16 protein-coding genes are annotated in these 18,003 nt (G+C 58.7%); 13 read left to right on the top strand and 3 right to left on the bottom strand.

What is annotated here, in order from left to right; translation table 11 throughout:
• Window positions 1-28: 28 nt before the first annotated feature.
• The 7 genes from ACR0JW_RS00080 (at window position 29) to ACR0JW_RS00050 (ending at window position 5,769) form a co-directional block, all read left to right on the top strand.
• Entirely contained in the window at window positions 29-1,078 is a 1,050-nt protein-coding gene (locus ACR0JW_RS00080; protein WP_170677636.1) for an ABC transporter ATP-binding protein, read from the top strand.
• A 1-nt stretch (window position 1,079) separates the two neighbouring features.
• Window positions 1,080-2,156, top strand: coding sequence for an ABC transporter ATP-binding protein (locus tag ACR0JW_RS00075; protein ID WP_170677638.1), 1,077 nt, complete (start codon window positions 1,080-1,082; stop codon window positions 2,154-2,156).
• Entirely contained in the window at window positions 2,153-3,016 is an 864-nt protein-coding gene (locus tag ACR0JW_RS00070; RefSeq protein WP_170677640.1) for a carbohydrate ABC transporter permease, read from the top strand. Before ACR0JW_RS00075 ends, ACR0JW_RS00070 begins: the two co-directional genes overlap by 4 nt.
• Window positions 3,013-3,810 carry a carbohydrate ABC transporter permease gene (locus ACR0JW_RS00065; RefSeq protein ID WP_170616650.1) on the top strand — a complete coding sequence of 266 codons (798 nt, stop codon included), beginning with the start codon at window positions 3,013-3,015 and terminating at the stop codon, window positions 3,808-3,810. Before ACR0JW_RS00070 ends, ACR0JW_RS00065 begins: the two co-directional genes overlap by 4 nt.
• Before the next feature lie 143 nt (window positions 3,811-3,953).
• Window positions 3,954-4,223 carry a DUF2160 domain-containing protein gene (locus ACR0JW_RS00060; RefSeq protein ID WP_480713629.1) on the top strand — a complete coding sequence of 90 codons (270 nt, stop codon included), beginning with the start codon at window positions 3,954-3,956 and terminating at the stop codon, window positions 4,221-4,223.
• 66 nt (window positions 4,224-4,289) lie between these two features.
• A complete protein-coding gene (locus ACR0JW_RS00055; protein ID WP_170616654.1) occupies window positions 4,290-4,685 on the top strand; it encodes a BlaI/MecI/CopY family transcriptional regulator in 396 nt (131 codons plus the stop codon).
• Window positions 4,672-5,769: a M56 family metallopeptidase gene (locus ACR0JW_RS00050; protein WP_170616656.1), complete on the top strand. Its 1,098-nt coding sequence runs from the start codon at window positions 4,672-4,674 to the stop codon at window positions 5,767-5,769. Before ACR0JW_RS00055 ends, ACR0JW_RS00050 begins: the two co-directional genes overlap by 14 nt.
• 9 nt (window positions 5,770-5,778) lie before the next feature.
• On the opposite strand, the gene ACR0JW_RS00045 is transcribed toward ACR0JW_RS00050, so the two are convergent.
• Window positions 5,779-7,182 carry an MATE family efflux transporter gene (locus ACR0JW_RS00045; protein WP_480713463.1) on the bottom strand — a complete coding sequence of 468 codons (1,404 nt, stop codon included), beginning with the start codon at window positions 7,180-7,182 and terminating at the stop codon, window positions 5,779-5,781.
• Between the two features lie 184 nt (window positions 7,183-7,366).
• Window positions 7,367-8,275, bottom strand: coding sequence for a LysR substrate-binding domain-containing protein (locus ACR0JW_RS00040; RefSeq protein ID WP_480713462.1), 909 nt, complete (start codon window positions 8,273-8,275; stop codon window positions 7,367-7,369).
• A 94-nt stretch (window positions 8,276-8,369) separates the two neighbouring features.
• On the opposite strand from ACR0JW_RS00040, the gene ACR0JW_RS00035 reads away from it, so the two are divergent.
• A complete protein-coding gene (locus ACR0JW_RS00035; RefSeq protein WP_170677646.1) occupies window positions 8,370-9,890 on the top strand; it encodes a trimethylamine methyltransferase family protein in 1,521 nt (506 codons plus the stop codon).
• 134 nt (window positions 9,891-10,024) lie between these two features.
• Window positions 10,025-12,493: an FAD-dependent oxidoreductase gene (locus tag ACR0JW_RS00030; protein ID WP_170677648.1), complete on the top strand. Its 2,469-nt coding sequence runs from the start codon at window positions 10,025-10,027 to the stop codon at window positions 12,491-12,493.
• Between the two features lie 154 nt (window positions 12,494-12,647).
• Here the strand turns inward: ACR0JW_RS00030 and ACR0JW_RS00025 are convergent, their stop codons facing one another.
• Window positions 12,648-13,277, bottom strand: a complete 630-nt coding sequence (locus tag ACR0JW_RS00025; RefSeq protein WP_480713461.1) for a response regulator transcription factor — start codon at window positions 13,275-13,277, stop codon at window positions 12,648-12,650.
• A gap of 221 nt (window positions 13,278-13,498) precedes the next feature.
• On the opposite strand from ACR0JW_RS00025, the gene ACR0JW_RS00020 reads away from it, so the two are divergent.
• The 4 genes from ACR0JW_RS00020 to ACR0JW_RS00005 are packed head-to-tail and all read left to right on the top strand — an operon-like array spanning window position 13,499 to window position 17,826.
• Window positions 13,499-14,740 carry a pyridoxal-phosphate-dependent aminotransferase family protein gene (locus ACR0JW_RS00020; protein WP_170677650.1) on the top strand — a complete coding sequence of 414 codons (1,242 nt, stop codon included), beginning with the start codon at window positions 13,499-13,501 and terminating at the stop codon, window positions 14,738-14,740.
• 28 nt (window positions 14,741-14,768) lie between these two features.
• On the top strand, window positions 14,769-15,965 hold the full coding sequence (locus ACR0JW_RS00015) for a malate--CoA ligase subunit beta (RefSeq protein WP_170677652.1): 1,197 nt from the start codon (window positions 14,769-14,771) through the stop codon (window positions 15,963-15,965).
• Window positions 15,965-16,855, top strand: coding sequence for a succinate--CoA ligase subunit alpha (sucD, locus tag ACR0JW_RS00010; protein WP_170616669.1), 891 nt, complete (start codon window positions 15,965-15,967; stop codon window positions 16,853-16,855). Before ACR0JW_RS00015 ends, sucD begins: the two co-directional genes overlap by 1 nt.
• Window positions 16,855-17,826: a 2-hydroxyacid dehydrogenase gene (locus ACR0JW_RS00005; RefSeq protein WP_170677654.1), complete on the top strand. Its 972-nt coding sequence runs from the start codon at window positions 16,855-16,857 to the stop codon at window positions 17,824-17,826. Before sucD ends, ACR0JW_RS00005 begins: the two co-directional genes overlap by 1 nt.
• The last annotated feature ends 177 nt before the right edge of the window (window positions 17,827-18,003 follow it).

The following is an 18,003-nucleotide window of genomic DNA, read 5'->3' as shown; positions in this document are numbered from 1 at the left end:
ACCCTAAAATACCCCGCGAGTTTCCCAGATGATCGAACTTCAAGATGCCACCAAACGGGTCGGCAACGTCATCCATATCAAATCCACAAACCTGACCCTTCATACAGGCCACTTCAATGTATTGTTGGGTGCAACCGGCTCGGGCAAGACCTCTCTGATCAAGATGATGGCCGGGCTGGACCCGATCGCCTCGGGCAAGGTCCTGATGGATGGGCAGGATGTCACGCGACTGAACACGCAGAAGCGTCAGATCAGCCTGGTGCACCAGTTCTTCGTGAACTATCCGCATATGACCGTTTTCGACAACATCGCCTCGCCGCTGCGCGTGGCGGGTATGGCGAAAAGCGAAATCGAAGGCCGTGTCGAAGAAGCGGCCGACCTGCTGCAACTGCGCCCGATGCTACATCGCCGCCCACATGAGTTGTCGGGTGGACAACAACAACGGACCGCACTGGCGCGTGCCATTGCGAAAGAAAGCCGCGCCGTCTTCCTCGACGAACCGCTGGCCAACCTTGATTACAAGTTGCGCGAAGAACTGCGCGAGCAACTGCCCGACCTGTTTGCAGGGCGTGGCGCGGTCGTGGTCTATGCCACCTCGGAACCCGAAGAGGCGTTGCTGCTGGGCGGCTACACCGCCCTGATGGAAGACGGTCGCGTGACCCAGTTTGGGCCGACCGCCGACATCTATCGCAACCCGGAAAACATCGCGGCGGCGCGTGTCTTCTCGGACCCGCCGATCAATGTGGCGCGCATTACGGTTTCCGATGCCCAGGCACATCTGGCGGGCGGCGGCGGCTGGCCGGTCACTGACATGGCCGACGGAGATTACATGGTCGCCGTGCGCCCGCACCGTGTGACCCCGTTCCGCACCACAGACGCGGATGTGGAACTGACCGGGCGCGTGATCGTGACAGAGCTGTCGGGCTCGGATTCCAGCGCGCATTTCCAACATGGGAACGACGCTTGGGTTTCGCTGGCCGCCGGTGTGCACCCTTATCGGGTGGGCGAGGATCACAGTTTCTACATGAACCCGGCCCATTGCCGGTACTTCGGCCAAGACGGCAAAAGGGTAGCCTGACATGGCACAGATCAAACTTTCAAACCTTCGACACAGCTATATGCCCGCGCCGAAAGGCCCGGAAGACTATGCACTGAAGGAAATCGACGTGACTTGGCGCGATGGCGGTGCCTATGCGCTGCTAGGACCGTCTGGGTGCGGCAAGTCCACGTTGCTGAACATTATCTCGGGTCTTTTGACGCCGTCCGAAGGACAGATCCTGTTTGACGATCGTGACGTAACCGCCCTACCCCCTGACCAGCGCAACATCGCGCAGGTGTTCCAGTTCCCGGTGATCTACGACACTATGACCGTGGGCGAGAACCTGGCCTTTCCGCTGAAGAACCGGGGCGTCGATGCCGCGACGATCAAGCGCCGTGTCGATGAAATTGCCGAGATGCTGGACGTCACGGACATGCTGGGCACCCGCGCCTCGGGGCTAAGCCCGGACAACAAGCAGAAGATCTCGATGGGCCGCGGGTTGGTGCGCGACGACGTGAACGCGGTGATGTTCGATGAACCCTTGACCGTGATCGACCCGCATCTGAAATGGAAGCTGCGGTCGAAACTGAAAGAACTGCACCAGCGGGTCAAAGCGACGATGATCTACGTGACCCACGACCAGACCGAGGCACTGACTTTCGCGGACGAGGTGGTGGTTATGCAGGAAGGCGAAGTGGTTCAGATCGGAACTCCGGTGGAACTGTTCGAACGCCCTCAGCACACGTTTGTCGGCCACTTCATTGGCTCACCCGGCATGAATGTCCTGCCCTGCGAGGCGAAAGACGACCGAGCTATCTTTGAAGGCCATGAGGTTATGCTGGAAGGCCCAACTCATGGTGAAGGGGGCCGCACTGATCTGGGTATCCGGCCCGAGTATGTTGGATTTGGCGACACCGGAATTCCCGCGCACGTGACCAAAGTCGCCGACATCGGCCGTCACTATGTGATCAGCGCGATGGTCGGCAATACTGCCCTCAAGGCCGTGACCGAACACAGTGTGCCCGAACCCGGGTCACATGTTTTCCTGCAATTCAAACCCGAGCAATCCCGCGTCTATCGCGACGGCTGGATCGCAACTCAGGAGCGGGCGCAATGAGAACGGAAAATCAAAAGGCTTGGTTCTTTGTCCTGCCCGTGCTGGCTCTGGTCGCGTTCAACGCGCTGGTGCCAATGATGACGGTGGTCAACTACTCGGTGCAGGAAACATTCGGCAACAACCAGTTCTTCTGGGAAGGCCTTGGTTGGTTTGAACAAATCCTGCGGTCCGACCGGTTTCAGGCCGCACTGGGGCGGCAATTCCTGTTCACCGCGCTGATCCTGCTGATCGAGGTTCCGCTGGGCATCATCGTGGCCCTTTCAATGCCGCGCAAGGGGTTCTGGGTGCCGGTCTGTCTGGTGCTGATGGCCCTGCCCATGCTTATCCCGTGGAATGTGGTCGGGTCGATGTGGAACATCTTCACCCTGCCAAAGATCGGTCTGCTGGGGTATTTTCTGAATGACGTTCTGGGCATCAACTATGACATGACGCAACAGCCGCTATCGGCTTGGATCACTGTCATCGTCATGGATGTCTGGCACTGGACCTCGCTGGTGGTTCTACTGTGCTACGCGGGTTTGGTGTCGATCCCGGACGCCTACTATCAAGCTGCGAAGATCGACGGCGCCAGCCCCTGGTCTGTGTTCCGTTATATCCAGCTGCCCAAGATGAAAACCGTCCTGACCATAGCCGTGCTGCTGCGCTTCATGGACAGTTTCAACATCTATACCGAGCCCTTCGTTCTGACCGGCGGCGGCCCCGGCAACTCAACCACCCTGCTGTCGATCGACCTCGTGAAGATCGCGCTTGGACAGTTCGACCTTGGCCCTGCGGCTGCGATGAGCCTGATCTATTTCGCCATCACGCTGTTGGTCTCTTGGGTCTTCTACACTCTGATGACAAAGGATGACGCGCAATGAAGAAGCGGTCTATCATCCCGATCCTCTATATCGCGTTCCTGATGCTGCCGATCTACTGGCTGGTGGCGATGTCCTTCAAGACCACGAACGAGATCCTGTCGGGCTTTTCCCTGTTTCCCCAGACCTTTACGCTGGAGAACTACATCACCATCTTCACCGATCCGACATGGTACTGGGGCTACATCAACTCGATCACTTATGTGACTCTGAACACAGTACTTTCTGTCTGCGTTGCCCTGCCAGCCGCTTATGCTTTTTCGCGCTATCGTTTTCTGGGCGACAAACAGTTGTTTTTCTGGCTGCTGACCAACCGGATGGCACCGGCTGCGGTCTTTGCGCTGCCGTTCTTCCAGCTCTACTCCTCGATCGGTCTGTTCGATACGCACCTGGCCGTGGCGCTGGCGCATACGCTGTTCAACGTGCCGCTGGCCGTGTGGATTCTGGAAGGGTTCATGCGCGGCATCCCGAAAGAGCTGGATGAGACCGCCTATGTCGACGGCTATTCCTTCCCGCGCTTTTTCGTCACGATCTTTCTGCCCAACATCAAGGCAGGCGTGGGCGTTGCTGCGTTCTTCTGCTTCATGTTCTCATGGGTTGAAATGCTGCTGGCCAAGACCCTGACTGCGGTCGAGGCCAAACCCATCGCCGCCGTGATGACGCGCACCGCCTCAAGTGCCGGGTATGAACTGGGCCTGCTGGCGGCAGCCGGGACGCTTACAATCATCCCCGGTGCCATCGTCATCTGGTTTGTCCGCAACTACATCGCCCGCGGTTTCGCGATGGGACGTGTGTGAGGTTCGATATGCGTAAACTCCTTCTCACCCTTCCCTTCCTGCCGTCGTCGGCCCTTGCACAGGCGAAGGCCGGTTGGGGCAATGTCGGCCAGCAAGATGAAAAAGGGTTCTCGTGGACTGACCCCTTATGGCCCGACTTCTGGATGGCCTGGACCCCAGCCACGCTGGCCGTATTCGTCGGCATCTTCTCGGCCATTGCACTGATTGGCCTGCTGGAAGGGTTCAAATTCCGCGACGGCATCGAACGGCGCGGCGTGCTGGGGCTGACCACCACGCTGGGCGACAGGCTGTTTATTACCCTGCTGGGCTCGGCCTATATCTTCCTTGCCTGGCTGGGCCTGGTGGGTCAGCCCGTCTGGACACCACTTTTCCTGTCCATCGGATGGGGCATTTTCGTCTTCTGGAAAGTTTAAGCTTTGCGAAACAGCGAAAGGATGCTTGTCTGTCAGGCATACTAAAAAATGCGACACGAAAGACCGATGCGAAAGAAAAAAACAACAAACCTCCTGACCGAAGTAGAACTCGAGTTCATGAACGAACTCTGGGCGCTGGGTCAGGGCTCGGTCCGTGACGTGCTTGATTGTCTGCCACCAGAACGCAATCTGGCCTATACGTCCGGCGCGACCATCCTGCGCATTCTCGACGAGAAAGGTTTCGTCGAAAGCCGCAAGGACGGAAAAACGCTGATCTATAGACCGCTTCTGGAAAAAGACAGGTATCAGGCGCGTTCGCTTCAGAACCTGTCCCGCACATTGTTCGACGACACACCCGCCACGCTGGTGGCGCGTCTGGTCGATGACGCGGGGCTGAGCGAAGCCGATCTGGAGGAAATTCGGGCACTGGTAGAGAGGAGACTGCAAAATGACAGCGGTTAAACCGGTTCTCGATACATATCTCGAATTGAACATCGTGCTTGGCCTGTCCGCCCTTATCTGGCTGCTGGCCCGCGCGACGTTGGCGAAGACTCCGATGCGAAACAGCTTTGTCGCGCAGTTGCGCGCGCTCAAAACGCTGTGCGTTTGCGTGGTACTCAGTCCTCTGCTGGCGCTTGGCGCTTCGGCATTGGCGGGGCTGGCATGGCCCGGTCGCGCAGTGGCGCTGGGTGACATTGCGGTTGCCGCTTATCTGCGCGGCGAAATCGCGATGCCAGCGGTCCAGTTCGAGGCATTGCTCAACACCCGCGAACGCTGGATCGATCATATCGTTTCGGGTGAGTCTCTGGCTTTGATTATTGTCCTGATAGCTCTGGCGATGATCTCGGCGCTGTATCTTGTCCGCGCTGTGCGTGATGCGATTTCCATTCGCAACACGATCGGGACAAGTTTTCTGTGGCGCCGCTCTCGCAAAGTGGACATTCGCCTGTCGGACCGCATCACGGTGCCCTTCGCGGTGCGCGGTCTGCGCCGCCGTCACGTGGTTTTACCCAGTCACTTGCTGAATACGCCGCGTGAAATGCGGTTTGCTCTGGCCCATGAGTTTCAGCACATCCGCGCAGGCGACGTGGAATGGGAACTTGGGTTCGAACTGTTGCGCCCCGTTCTTTTCTGGAACCCGGCCTATCAGCTTCTGAAATATCAGTTCGACCGGTTACGGGAACTGGCCTGTGATCAGTCGGTTGTTGCCCGCAAAGGGATCGACGCGCGCGACTATACGTCCTGCCTGCTGGATTATTGCGCCCGCACAGTCGCGATGCGGAACCCGAAGGTTCTGAATGTAGCACTGGTTTCCGGTGGAAAGGCCAAGCGGGTATTGCAGCAGCGGGTGATCGCGCTGACCGATACGCAGGTGGCCACGGCTCCGCTGCCGGTTCTGTTTTTGGGTCTGACACTGACTTTTGCAACCTTGCTTGCGCTTGGATCAGCCTCGCTTCGGCAGACACATGACTGGAGCCATGATCGGCTGATGTTGTCGACGGTTGTCAATCTGGAACGGCTGGAGGCCCGTAACCAGGGTAACTGATCCCTCAGATCACCAGCCGCGACGCCCGAACAGCGAGTGGATACGGTTTTGTCCTGTAAACGGGTCGATCTTCTGCGGATGGGCCAGCCCTGCGACGACGCGCTCGACCAGAAACCATCCCACCAGGGCAAAGATTACCCCACCAAAGGCCTGTCCCAGCAACACGCCAGAAGCGCCCGCCAGCTTGGATCCGATAACGACAAAGACCCAAGTTCCAACGGTATGTCGCCCCCAGTTGATCCAGGTCGAATAAACCGGGTGCCCAAGATTGTTGAAACTGGCGTTTGCGACAAAAATCACTCCGTTAAAAAACGAAGCCAGCGCCAGCGGTCCGCAAAACAGGTAGATCAGCGTCCGTGTTTCGCCTTGCGCTGCAAACAAATCCGCGATTGGTGCACGCAGAAGAAACAGGATAGCCGCCATTGCCACGACGTATACCCCGGTAAACCGGATACCGGCCCAAAAGGCGCCCCGCACACGATCATATCGTTCGGCCCCGAAGTTCTGCCCGATGATCGGACCGATTGAGCCTGACAAAGCAAACACCACAGAAAACGCCACCGGCATCAGGCGGCCGATCACGGCCATCCCCGCCACCGCGTCGGTTCCATATTGGGCAATTTCCCGAACCACGATGGCATTTCCAATCGGCGTGGCGACATTGGTCAGAACCGCTGGAATTGCGATGGTTCGCACAGGGCGCAGATCGTGCGCAACCTGTGACAGCGATGGCCGCATAAAGCCCCGGTGCACGCGCAACGCGGGCAGTATCGCGGCTGCCAGCATACAAAGCCTTGCCAATACCGACGCAATTGCGGCGCCATCCAGTCCAAGCCCCACTGCGAAGATCAGCACGGGATCAAGGACGGCATTCACCAAACCGCCGTAGATCGTTGCCATCATCGAACGTCGCGCATCACCATGCGCGCGCAATACAGCCATCGCCGTCATGGCAATGGACATGACGCACATTGTTGGCAGAATGATCGAAACATAGCGGACCGATAGACGCAGCACCTCGCCCTCGGCGCCCAGAAGCGACAGTAGAAAGGTCAGGTTCATCAGAACCAAAGCCGAAATCAGGATACCACCAATCAGCCCCAGAACCGCGACGCTGGATGCATAGTGGCGCGCCTGCTCTGGCCTGCCCGCGCCCAGTTCACGTGCAACGAGCGCCCCGGCGGAGATCGACAGCCCGATATTGATGGCGTTGGTAAAGAACAACAATGTCCCCGCATAGCCGACCGCCGCAGCCAGAGCGTCATTGCCCAGCATCGAGATGAATATCATGTCCACAAAGTCGACCGCGAAAATTGCCATCAGACCAATGCTGGTGGTCAAGGACATGCGCGTCACGTGCCGCATCAGGCTGCCGTTCAAAAAAACGGCGTCGTTGCCGGACTGACCTGACATGTTGTTCGTTGCTCCTGTTCAGGCGCTTTGTGTCACCTTGCCGCCGTTTGGGAAGGGGCGGCAACCCCAATTCACCTGAGGCCGCGCAGATCAGGAACAGTTGCGATAGGGTTCAGACGGCGGCCACTACTTGGCCCGTCGCAAGAAACGAAAAAACTCTCGATGGCCGCCAGCGACCCTCTCGTCAGGCACCTTGCTTCACAGACAATATCCAATCCCGCACGATTTCGGCCTTGGGTGTCAGTTCCCGGGACTTGGACCAGACCAGGTAGATCCCCTTCCCTGTTTTCCAGGTCCACTCTGGCCGCGCGGCAAGCAGGCCCTGCTGAACCAAAGGCGCGACAAGGTGGTCCCACCCAAAGGCGAACCCCTCGCCCGCAATGGCGGCTTGAAGCACCAGTGCATAGTCATTCAGGCGCAGACCACTGCGCGGCGGTATTTCCGTCACTCCGAACTCCCAGAACCACTGCCGCCACGAGGGGCGTTCGCGAATTGGTTCCTCAAGATGGATCAAGCGCTGGCTGAGAAGCCCCGGCACATTTCGGAGATTTACCGCTGCCGCCATCACCCGGGGCGACGCGACTGGATAGATCACTTCCTCGGCGATCAGCGCGGATTCACAGTCCGGCCAGTCTCCGGCCCCAAGTCGAATGGCGAGGCTGATCGTTTCAACATTCAGATTAGGCTCTCGATCGCTGGATTGCAGGCGCAGGTCGATATCCGGATGGATGCGCTGAAAGGACCCGATGCGCGGCAGAAGCCAATAGTTGTTGAATGCCGAAGACGCGCTGAGTGTCACGTGATCATTGCTGGCAAACTGCCGGATGGTTTCGGCGGACTGCGCAAGCTGTTCAAACGCACGTGTCACGTCGGCGAACAGCTTGCTTCCAGCATTTGTCAGGCTGATCTTACGGTGACTACGCTGGAACAGAAGAACACCAAGCGAGCTTTCAAGTTGCTTGATCGCCATACTGACCGCTGGTTGTTGAACGTTCAATTCCTGCGCCGCACGTGTGAACGATCCAGTCCTTGCTGCAGCCTCGAAAAAGACGAGGTGGCGCGGTGAGGACAGATGTGACCAAAGCTTTTGCATAAGCTGTGTTTATCTAATTCATCGAAATTTTCAAACGTCACAAAGACCCACCCAGGCGATAATTTCAGGATAGACAGATTCAGAGAGGGCATTCATGGCGCGCCGGGCACGCAGTTCAAGAACAAGGGGAAATGCGCAGACTGGCGCACCGCCCTCACCCTATATTCGCCGCATCATCCCGCATTTCGATGTGCTTGATGAGGATCAGATCGTTCGGCTTGAGGAACTGGTCGACTGGATCCTGCAAGACGTGGGCATCGCCTTTCGCGACGACCCCGAGGCGCTTGCGCTTTGGAAGCGCGAAGGTGCAAAGGTCGACGGCGACATCGTGCGCGCGCCGGCCGATTGGATTCGCAATCTGTGCTCTCAGGCTCCGGCCGAGTTCACACAACGGGCCCGAAACCCGGACCGATCAGTCATTATTGGCGACAAGCATCAGGTCTTCGCGCCGATTTACGGCGCCCCTTTTGTACGCGATCTCGAAGGTGGGCGCCGATATGGCGATATGGCCGCCTTCCGGGATCTCGTGCGACTAACTTATCTGCACCCGAACCTGCATCACGGCGGCTTCGTCACCTGTGAGCCTTGTGACGTTCCGGTCAGCAAACGACATCTCGACATGCTGTTCGCGCACATGACCCTCAGCGACAAACCGCATCTGGGCGCGATTACGGAAATGAGCCGCGCGCAGGACAGCGTCGACATGGCCGAAATCGTGTTCGGTGCCGACGTAATGGCCGATAACTGCGTCATCATGGGGAACGTGAACACGAACTCTCCACTTTTGGTGGACCGTGTGGTGACCGAAGCGGCACGGGTGTATTCAACCCGCGGGCAAGGCATGGTCGTGGTGCCCTTTATCCTTTCGGGGGCAATGGGGCCGGTCTCAACCGCGGCGTCCGTGGCACAGGCCATGGCCGAAGCGATGATGGTCTGTGCGTATATTCAGCTAATCCGCCCGGGCGCGCCTTTCGTGCTGGGCAACTTCCTGTCGTCGATGTCGTTGAAATCGGGCGCACCCACTTTTGGAATGCCCGAACCTGTCATGTCGAACTACGCAATTGGTCAACTGGCACGCCGCGCCGGGTTGCCGTTGCGGTGCGGCGGGTCCCTGACAGCATCGAAGATCGAGGACGCTCAGGCGGCATACGAAAGCGCGGATTCCATGCATTCCACTATGCTGGCAGGGGCAAATTTTGTCCTGCACTCGGCAGGCTGGCTGGAAGGCGGATTGTGCACCGGTTTCGAGAAGCTGATCATGGATGCGGACCGTCTTGGATCCTATCAGAAAGTCTTGTGCCAGGGGCTGGACACTTCAGACGACGCATTGGCCCGGGACGCATACGACGAAGTCGCCCCAGGCGGGCACTTTCTGGGATGCGGCCATACGATGCGCCACTACCAGACAGCATTCTACGAACCCAGGCTCAGTGACAGCGAGAATGTCGAAAGCTGGGAAGAAAACGGTTCGGAAGACATGCGCCAGCGCGCCCACAGTCGCTGGAAGCAGATGCTGAAAGAATATGAGGAACCTCCGATCGACGCCGCGCTGCGCGACGAACTGGAGGCATTTGTCGCCAGACGCAAAGAGGAATTGCCCGATGCCTGGTACTAGGAAAACAGCCAACGCGACGCCCCCTGCCAACGTCGTGATCGGAACCGCAATGATCGCGTGGGCAACGCAATAAACATTGCGGGCCCAACCCGGCCTTTCTTGAAACGCTAGAAGCTTAACCAAGGACACCTTCAATGCCCGAAATTCAAAAAGACGATACAGCCACAGGCAAACCGCTTCCTTCCCACGCCAAGGTTGTCGTCATTGGCGGCGGCGTCGTCGGATGTTCGATCCTTTTTCACCTTGCCAAGTTCGGGTGGAAGGATGTCGTACTGCTGGAACGCGATGAACTGACATCCGGGTCCAGCTGGCACGCGGCCGGGCAGATACACACGATCAGTTCGGACCCCAACATAAGCCGCCTGCAAAGCTATACGATTGATCTGTACAAAGAAATCGAAGCGACATCGGGCCACTCGGTTGGCATGCATATCACTGGGGGCTTCTACGCGGCATCGACCAAGGAATGGTACGATTACCTCAAACGCGAACGCTCAAAGGCGCGGTACATGGGGCTCAATCAGGAATTCATAAGTCCAAGGGAACTGGCCGAGCGTCATCCACTGATCGACCCCAAGCATTACCACGCAGCCCTTTGGGACGATCAGGACGGTGATCTTGACCCTTCGGGCGCGACCTATGCATTTGCCAAATCGGCCCGTGTACACGGCGCGCAGTACTTTACCCATTGCGGTGTGACCGCGATGAGCCAGCGCCCGGACGGAAGCTGGGATCTGACGACACCGAAAGGCACGATCAATGCGGAACAGGTGGTCAATTGCGGTGGTCTCTGGGCCCGCGAAGTCGGCCAGATGTCCGGCATTCACCTTCCGGTACAACCGATGGAGCATCACTACCTGATCACCGACAAGATCCCGATGATCGCCGAGCGCATGGAAAGCATGGGCGAAGCCGGTCGCCTGCCCGCGGGTATCGATTATGAGGCCAACATCTATTTCCGGCAGGAACGGCAGGGCATGTTGCTGGGCACCTATGAGCCGAAGTCGACCCCATGGAAAGTCGACGGGACCCCGTGGGATTTCGGCCACGAGTTGCTGCAGCCCGATCTCGACCGCATCGCCGAACGACTCGAAATGTCGTTCGAACGGATACCGGCAATCGGCGAGGCTGGCATCAAGGACATGATTAACGGGCCATTCACTTTCGGCCCGGACGGCAACCCGATGATCGGCCCGGTTCCGGGGATGAAGAACTATTGGGTCGCGGTGGGTGTCATGGCGGGGTTCTGTCAGGGCGGCGGCGTTGGTCTGACCATGGCGGAATGGATGATCGACGGAGAACCCTCGATCGATGTCTGGGCCATGGACGTCGCGCGGTTTGGCGAGTTTGCGACGCCGGACTGGGGAACCGTCAAATCGGCTGAAAACTACGAACGCCGCTTTGTCATGACCTTCCCCAACGAGACCCTTCCCAAGGGCCGGATGCAGAAAACCACCGCGCTTTACGATCGTCTGGTCGCGAAGGGTGCCTTGATGGATCAGGGCTTTGGACTTGAAAACGCCCAGTGGTTTGCGGACGGTCCCGAGGACGCCCACGAGGATCCGACTTTCGAGCGCAACCGCTCGTTCGATTATGTCAAACGCGAGGTGGACGCCGTGCAGAATGCCGTTGGCGGCATCGAGATTGCCAACTTCGCCAAGCACGAGTTCAAAGGCAAAGGCGCGCGCGCTTATCTGGACCGCATTGTGGCGGGCTATGTTCCTAAACCCGGCCGCCTGACCCTGACGCCGATGCTTACCCCAAAAGGAAAGCTGTACGGTGACCTGACCGTTGCCTGCCTAGCCGAGGATCACTTTATGCTGTTTGGGTCGGGCGCGATGCAGGAAGCGCACCGCCGCTGGTTCGAAAAGGATCTGCCGGATGATGTCACTTACGCCAATGTTTCAGACGACTGGCACGGGATAGCGCTGTCCGGTCCCAAGTCACGAGAGCTGTTGTCGCGTATCACCCGCACCGATGTCAGCGCTGACGCCATGAAATTCCGCGATCTGCGACAAACCTTCGTGGGCGGGGTTCCGGTCATTTTGAACCGTATCAGTTTTTCGGGCGAGCTGGGTTTTGAAATCTACTGCCGCCCCCAATACCTGTTGCGGCTTGCCGAAACGATCGAGGGTGCCGGGGCTGATCTGGGCTATCGCTGGTATGGCGCACGTGCGCTCATGTCGATGCGGCTTGAAAAAGGCTGGGGTGTCTGGACCACGGAGTTCCGGCCGGATTTCAATGCAGTGGAAAGCGGAATGGATGTCTTCATCAACTGGAAGAAAGATTTCGTCGGCAAGCAGGCGACCGAAGCTTTCCGTGCCGAGGGTGTGAAACAAAAGCTTGTGACCATGACAATCGACGTCGAAGGGATCGATGTCTCCAGCGACGAAGCAATCCTGAAGGATGGCGCGGCGGTAGGTTACGTCAGCTCAGGCGGATATGCGCACCGGATGGGTAAATCCATGGCGATGGGCTATGTCGCGTCCGAGCACGCAGCGCCCGGAACGGTCCTTCAGGTTGAAATCCTCGGCGAGTTCTACGATGCCGAAGTGCTTGGCGGCCCGCTTTACGATCCCAACGGCGCCAATATGCGATGCTGAAATTTTGTACGGGGCGCCCCCTTGGGCGCCCTGCGCAATTCCTGCGGAACCTGCAAAGTTCAGATGGTCCCTGAACTCCATCACAGCAATGGCTGTGTTTTGTCGCCGGATTGTCCGGCGAACGCCATACGATCAGCTGCAAAACGAGCCTCAGTCATTCCGGCGCTGACTTCGAAGAATAGTAATATGCGATCGCCTGAGCACGGTTTTTGACGGACAGTTTTTCATAAATATTGGACAGATGAAACTTGACCGTATTCGTCGATATTTTCAGCTCTTTCGACAGGTCGCGATTTGACAGTCCCTTGGCCAACGCCTCCAGGATCGCGCGTTCTTTGCGCGACAGGCCATGAATCGGATCCTGATGCATTTTCCGGACATCGATGAAGGGAAACACCATCTTGCCGGCGGCAACGTCAGCGCAGGTTTCAAGCAAACCCTCCACTTCACCTGACCGTGGGGCAAACCCTGCGGCCCCGGCCTGCATGGCCAACCTGGGAACGTCGCCGGCCTCGTCACCATATACAACGAAACGGGGTGCGTTTTGCTGTTCACGCAGCACCTCGATCAGTTTCGCCGCACCCAAAATCGGCAGGTTCCACGCCACGACGCAGACCTGCACAGGCACCCGCATCACTGCGCCCAGAAACCCCTCGGCTGTGGCGGACGTGGCCACCAGAGAGAATCGCGGATCACGTTCAAAAATCTCCGACATCGCAGACAGGACGAGCGGATTGTTGTCGGCCAGCATGACGTCAATCGGGTATCGGGGTTTTTCAGTCATTTGATTTTCCGCCCAAAATTCTCAAAATCTACCCATTATGGTAGGTTCTATCTCAGTACACCTTTGTATTCTTACACTAATGGGTAGGTTTTTTCCCACCCAATTAGATGCCCAAAAGCAGTATTAAGTTACGTTGCGCGTTCGGGCAAGTTTCAGTTTTGCTGATCGCCAACGCGACACACGGGCTCTGCCAATCATCCCGTAGCTGAGGAGGATCACAAATGACGTTCCAGGTTTATCCCCCGCTGGAAATCCCCGAGACCCTGGCGGCCGGACCCGGCCCCGGCAATACGGACGCCCGCGTTCTGCAGGCGTTTTCCAGCGCAGGCGTTGCAGACCACATGCAAGGCGATGTTTTGCGCGGAATGGTCGAATGCAAATACATGCTGCGCGAAATCTGGGGTACCGACAACGCCTATACCTTCGCCGTCGCCGGCACCGGTTGGAGCGCGCTGGACACCATGTTCTCGGCCGTGATGCCAGGCGACAAGGTTGTCGCCTTTTCGAACGGTACGTTTTCGGGCATCGACTCGCTGACCCTGCGGATCAAGGCCGCGACACCGCAGGAACACGCCGCCAGCCCGCTGGACCCGCAGGCGGCAAGCGTTGTCGTGATCGAAGTGCCTCATGGGCAACCGGTTACGGGTGAAATGGTTGAAAAGGCCTTGGCGCGCCATAAACCGAAATGGGCCTTCATGGCGCATTGGGAAACCGGATCGGGGCGCATCAACGATCTGCGCGGTTTCTCGGATGCCTGCGAACGTCATGGGGCCATGGGCCTGATCGACGCGGTTTCTTCCTTGGGCGTCGAGGATTTCCGGATTGATGATTTTCCCGGGATCGCAGGCTGGGCATCCTGTCCGCAGAAAGGCTTGTGCTGCCTGCCACTGACCTACGCGCCGGTCAGCTTCACCGACTCGTATATCAATTCGCTGAAGGCGACAGGTGCATATACGTATGTCCACAACCCGATTTTTGAAGCCCGCCACTGGGGCATCGTCGACGGGCAGGATGTCGAAAAGGGAACCTATCACCGCACGCATTCGGGCTACGCCGTTGCCGCATTTCACGAGTCGCTGCGCCTGACCCTTCAGGAGGGGCTGGCCAAGCGATCCGCGTCATATCGCATACACGAATGCGTTCTGCGCGACGCTGTGACCGCGCTTGGCTGCGAAGTGACCTCGGACATGCCCAGCCTTGTCGTGCTCAATCTGCCGACAGAGCTGGCAGGTCGTGAAATGGAACTTGTTCAGAATTGCCGGGCGCGCGGGTTTGGCATTTGGCCCACTCTCAGCGCGCCGGTGCAGGTTCGCATCGGCATTCTGAACCAGCTGAACCATCAGGCCGTCAGCCGCATCGTGCGCCTGTTCGCCGAAGCTCTGCATGAGTTGGGAGGCACCGTCGATTTCGAAGAAATCGAGGCGCTGCTGGAAAGCCGTTACGGCACATCGATTGCCGCGTAATCGCACTGCATGAACGGGAGGAATGCAGATGGATATTCATGAATACCAGGCCAAAGAGGTTCTTTCGAAGTTTGGGGTCGATGTCCCGCCGGGTGCATTGGCCTACAGCCCCGAGCAAGCCGCCTACCGCGCTCGCGAGCTTGGCGGCGACAAATGGATCGTCAAGGCGCAGGTGCATGCAGGCGGGCGCGGCAAGGCTGGCGGCGTCAAGCTGTGCAACACTGAAAGCGAGATCTACGAGGCCTGTGACAACCTGTTCGGGCGCAAGCTGGTTACGCATCAGACCGGCCCGGAAGGCAAAGGTGTCTACCGCGTGTATGTAGAAGCCGCCGTGCCCATCGACCGCGAGATTTACCTGGGTTTCGTACTTGATCGCTCCAGCCAACGGGTGATGATCGTCGCGTCGTCCGAAGGCGGAATGGAGATTGAGGAGATCTCGGCCGAACGCCCGGACAGCATCGTACGCTCGATCGTGGAACCGGCTGTGGGGTTGCAGGAATTCCAGGCGCGCGAGATCGCCTTCGAACTGGGGCTTGAGCCGCGACTGGTGCAGCAAATGGTCCGCACCCTGCAGGGCTGCTATGCCGCATTCAGTGAGTTGGACGCAACCATGGTCGAGATCAACCCTCTGGTCATAACCGGCGATGATCGCGTTCTGGCGCTGGACGCCAAGATGAGCTTTGACGACAACGCCCTGTTCCGTCACCCGCAGATTGCTGAACTGCGCGACAAAAGCCAGGAAGACCCCCGTGAAAGCCGCGCGGCTGATCGTGGCCTGTCCTATGTCGGCCTCGAAGGCAATATCGGCTGCATCGTGAACGGTGCCGGTCTGGCCATGGCCACGATGGACACCATTAAGCTGGCCGGTGGGGAGCCTGCGAACTTCCTCGATATCGGCGGCGGTGCTTCACCCGAGCGGGTCGCCAAGGCCTTCCGCCTGGTTTTGTCGGACAGCAATGTTCAGGCGGTTCTGGTCAACATCTTTGCTGGAATCAACCGCTGTGACTGGGTTGCAGAAGGTGTCGTGCAGGCATTGCGCGAACTGGACATCGACATTCCTGTCATCGTGCGTCTGGCCGGTACGAATGTCGAAGAGGGTCAGAAGATTCTGGCCAAATCCGGTTTGCCGATCATCCGTGCAACCACCCTGATGGAAGCCGCCGAACGCGCCGTTGGCGCATGGCGCAACGACCTGTCCCAAAACACCAAGATGAGGGCTGTGTAATGAGCATTCTTCTCGACCGCGACAGCCGCGTTATCGTTCAGGGTATCACCGGACGCATGGCGCGTTTTCACACCAAGGACATGTTGGAATACGGCACCAATGTTGTCGGCGGCGTGGTCCCCGGCAAAGGTGGCGAAACCGTCGAAGGTGTGCCAGTTTTTGACACCGTCAAACAGGCCGTCGAGGCCACAGGTGCCGATGCCAGCCTTGTCTTCGTTCCGCCACCGTTTGCAGCGGATTCGATCATGGAAGCGGCGGATGCCGGCATCCGCTATTGCGTCTGCATCACAGACGGCATCCCCGCGCAGGACATGATCCGGGTCAAACGCTACATGTACCGCTACCCGCGCGACAAGCGCATGGTGCTGACCGGGCCGAACTGCGCCGGAACAATCAGCCCGGGCAAGGCGCTGCTGGGTATCATGCCCGGCCATATCTACCTGCCGGGCAACGTGGGAATCATCGGGCGCTCGGGCACGCTGGGCTACGAGGCTGCAGCGCAGCTCAAAGAACGCGGAATCGGTGTGTCTACCAGCGTCGGCATCGGTGGCGACCCGATCAACGGTTCGTCCTTCCGTGACATCCTTGAACGGTTCGAACAGGACGAAGACACCGAGGTCATTGCCATGATCGGAGAGATCGGCGGCCCGCAAGAGGCCGAAGCGGCGGAGTATATCCGTGACCACATCACCAAGCCCGTGGTGGCTTATGTCGCGGGTCTGACAGCCCCCAAGGGCCGGACCATGGGCCATGCAGGTGCGATCATTTCGGCCTTTGGCGAAAGTGCCTCGGAAAAGGTTGAAATCCTTTCTGCCGCAGGCGTGACCGTGGCAGAAAACCCCGCAGTCATCGGCGAAACGATCGCCCGCGTCATGGGAAAGGCCGCGTGATGGTTAAACCTTCAGTCCTTGTAACACGCCGCTGGCCTGCCGCGGTCGAGGCGCAACTGGCCGAAAGCTATGACACCGTGCTGAACACCGGCGACAAACCCATGTCACCGGCCGAAATACGCGATGCGCTGAAACGGTATGACGCGGTGTTGCCGACCGTGACCGACACACTCAGCGCCGAGGCGCTGGATGTGCCTGCCGCGCAGACCAGGATCTTGGCCAATTATGGTGTCGGCTACAGTCACATCTGCGAACCTGCAGCCCGCGATCTGGGTATGACTGTCACCAACACACCCGACGTGCTGTCCGAATGCACCGCCGATCTGGCCATGACCTTGCTGCTGATGGTGGCCCGTCGTGCGGGTGAAGGCGAACGGGAACTGCGCGCCGGAGGTTGGTCCGGCTGGCGCCCTACCCATCTGGTTGGCACCAAGGTCAGTGGCAAGACACTGGGCATTATCGGTTTTGGCCGCATCGGTCAGGAAATGGCCCGCCGCGCCCATCACGGCTTCGGCATGAAGATCATCGTGCAGAACCGCAGCCAGGTATCGCCGGACGTTCTGGGCCAATGCAACGCCGTTCAGGTGGACACGGTGGACGAACTGCTGCCGCAATGCGATTTCGTCTCACTGCACTGCCCTGGCGGCGCGGCGAACCGCCACCTGATCAACTCGCGCAGGCTGAGCCTGATGAAACAGAACGCCTTCCTGATCAACACCGCGCGCGGCGAGGTGATTGACGAATGGGCGCTTATTCAGGCCCTGATGTTCGACATGATCGGCGGTGCTGCGCTGGATGTGTTCGACGGCGAACCACGTATCAGCCCGGACCTTCTGCAGTGCGACAATCTGGTGATGCTGCCGCACCTTGGCAGCGCCACCCGCGAAGCGCGTGAAGCCATGGGGTTCCGGGTTCTCGACAATCTCAGTGACTTCTTTGCCGGCCGCCCGCCCCGGGACCGCGTAATCTGACCTTTTCCCTCACCTCCTCCCGCCGGTGATCCCGTCGGGAGGCCTTTTCAGGAGGTTTCCACGTGAACGCCCCCCACCGCACAAATGGTTTTTTCACCCAGTCTCTTTCGGATCGTGATCCTGAGCTTTTCGGCTCGATCCGGTCCGAGTTGGGGCGCCAGCGCGATGAAATCGAGC

The organism is Ruegeria sp. BG6, from assembly GCF_056538465.1.
The sequence above is the reverse complement of the archived record's forward strand: the minus strand, read 5'-3'. Positions and strand labels throughout refer to the sequence as shown.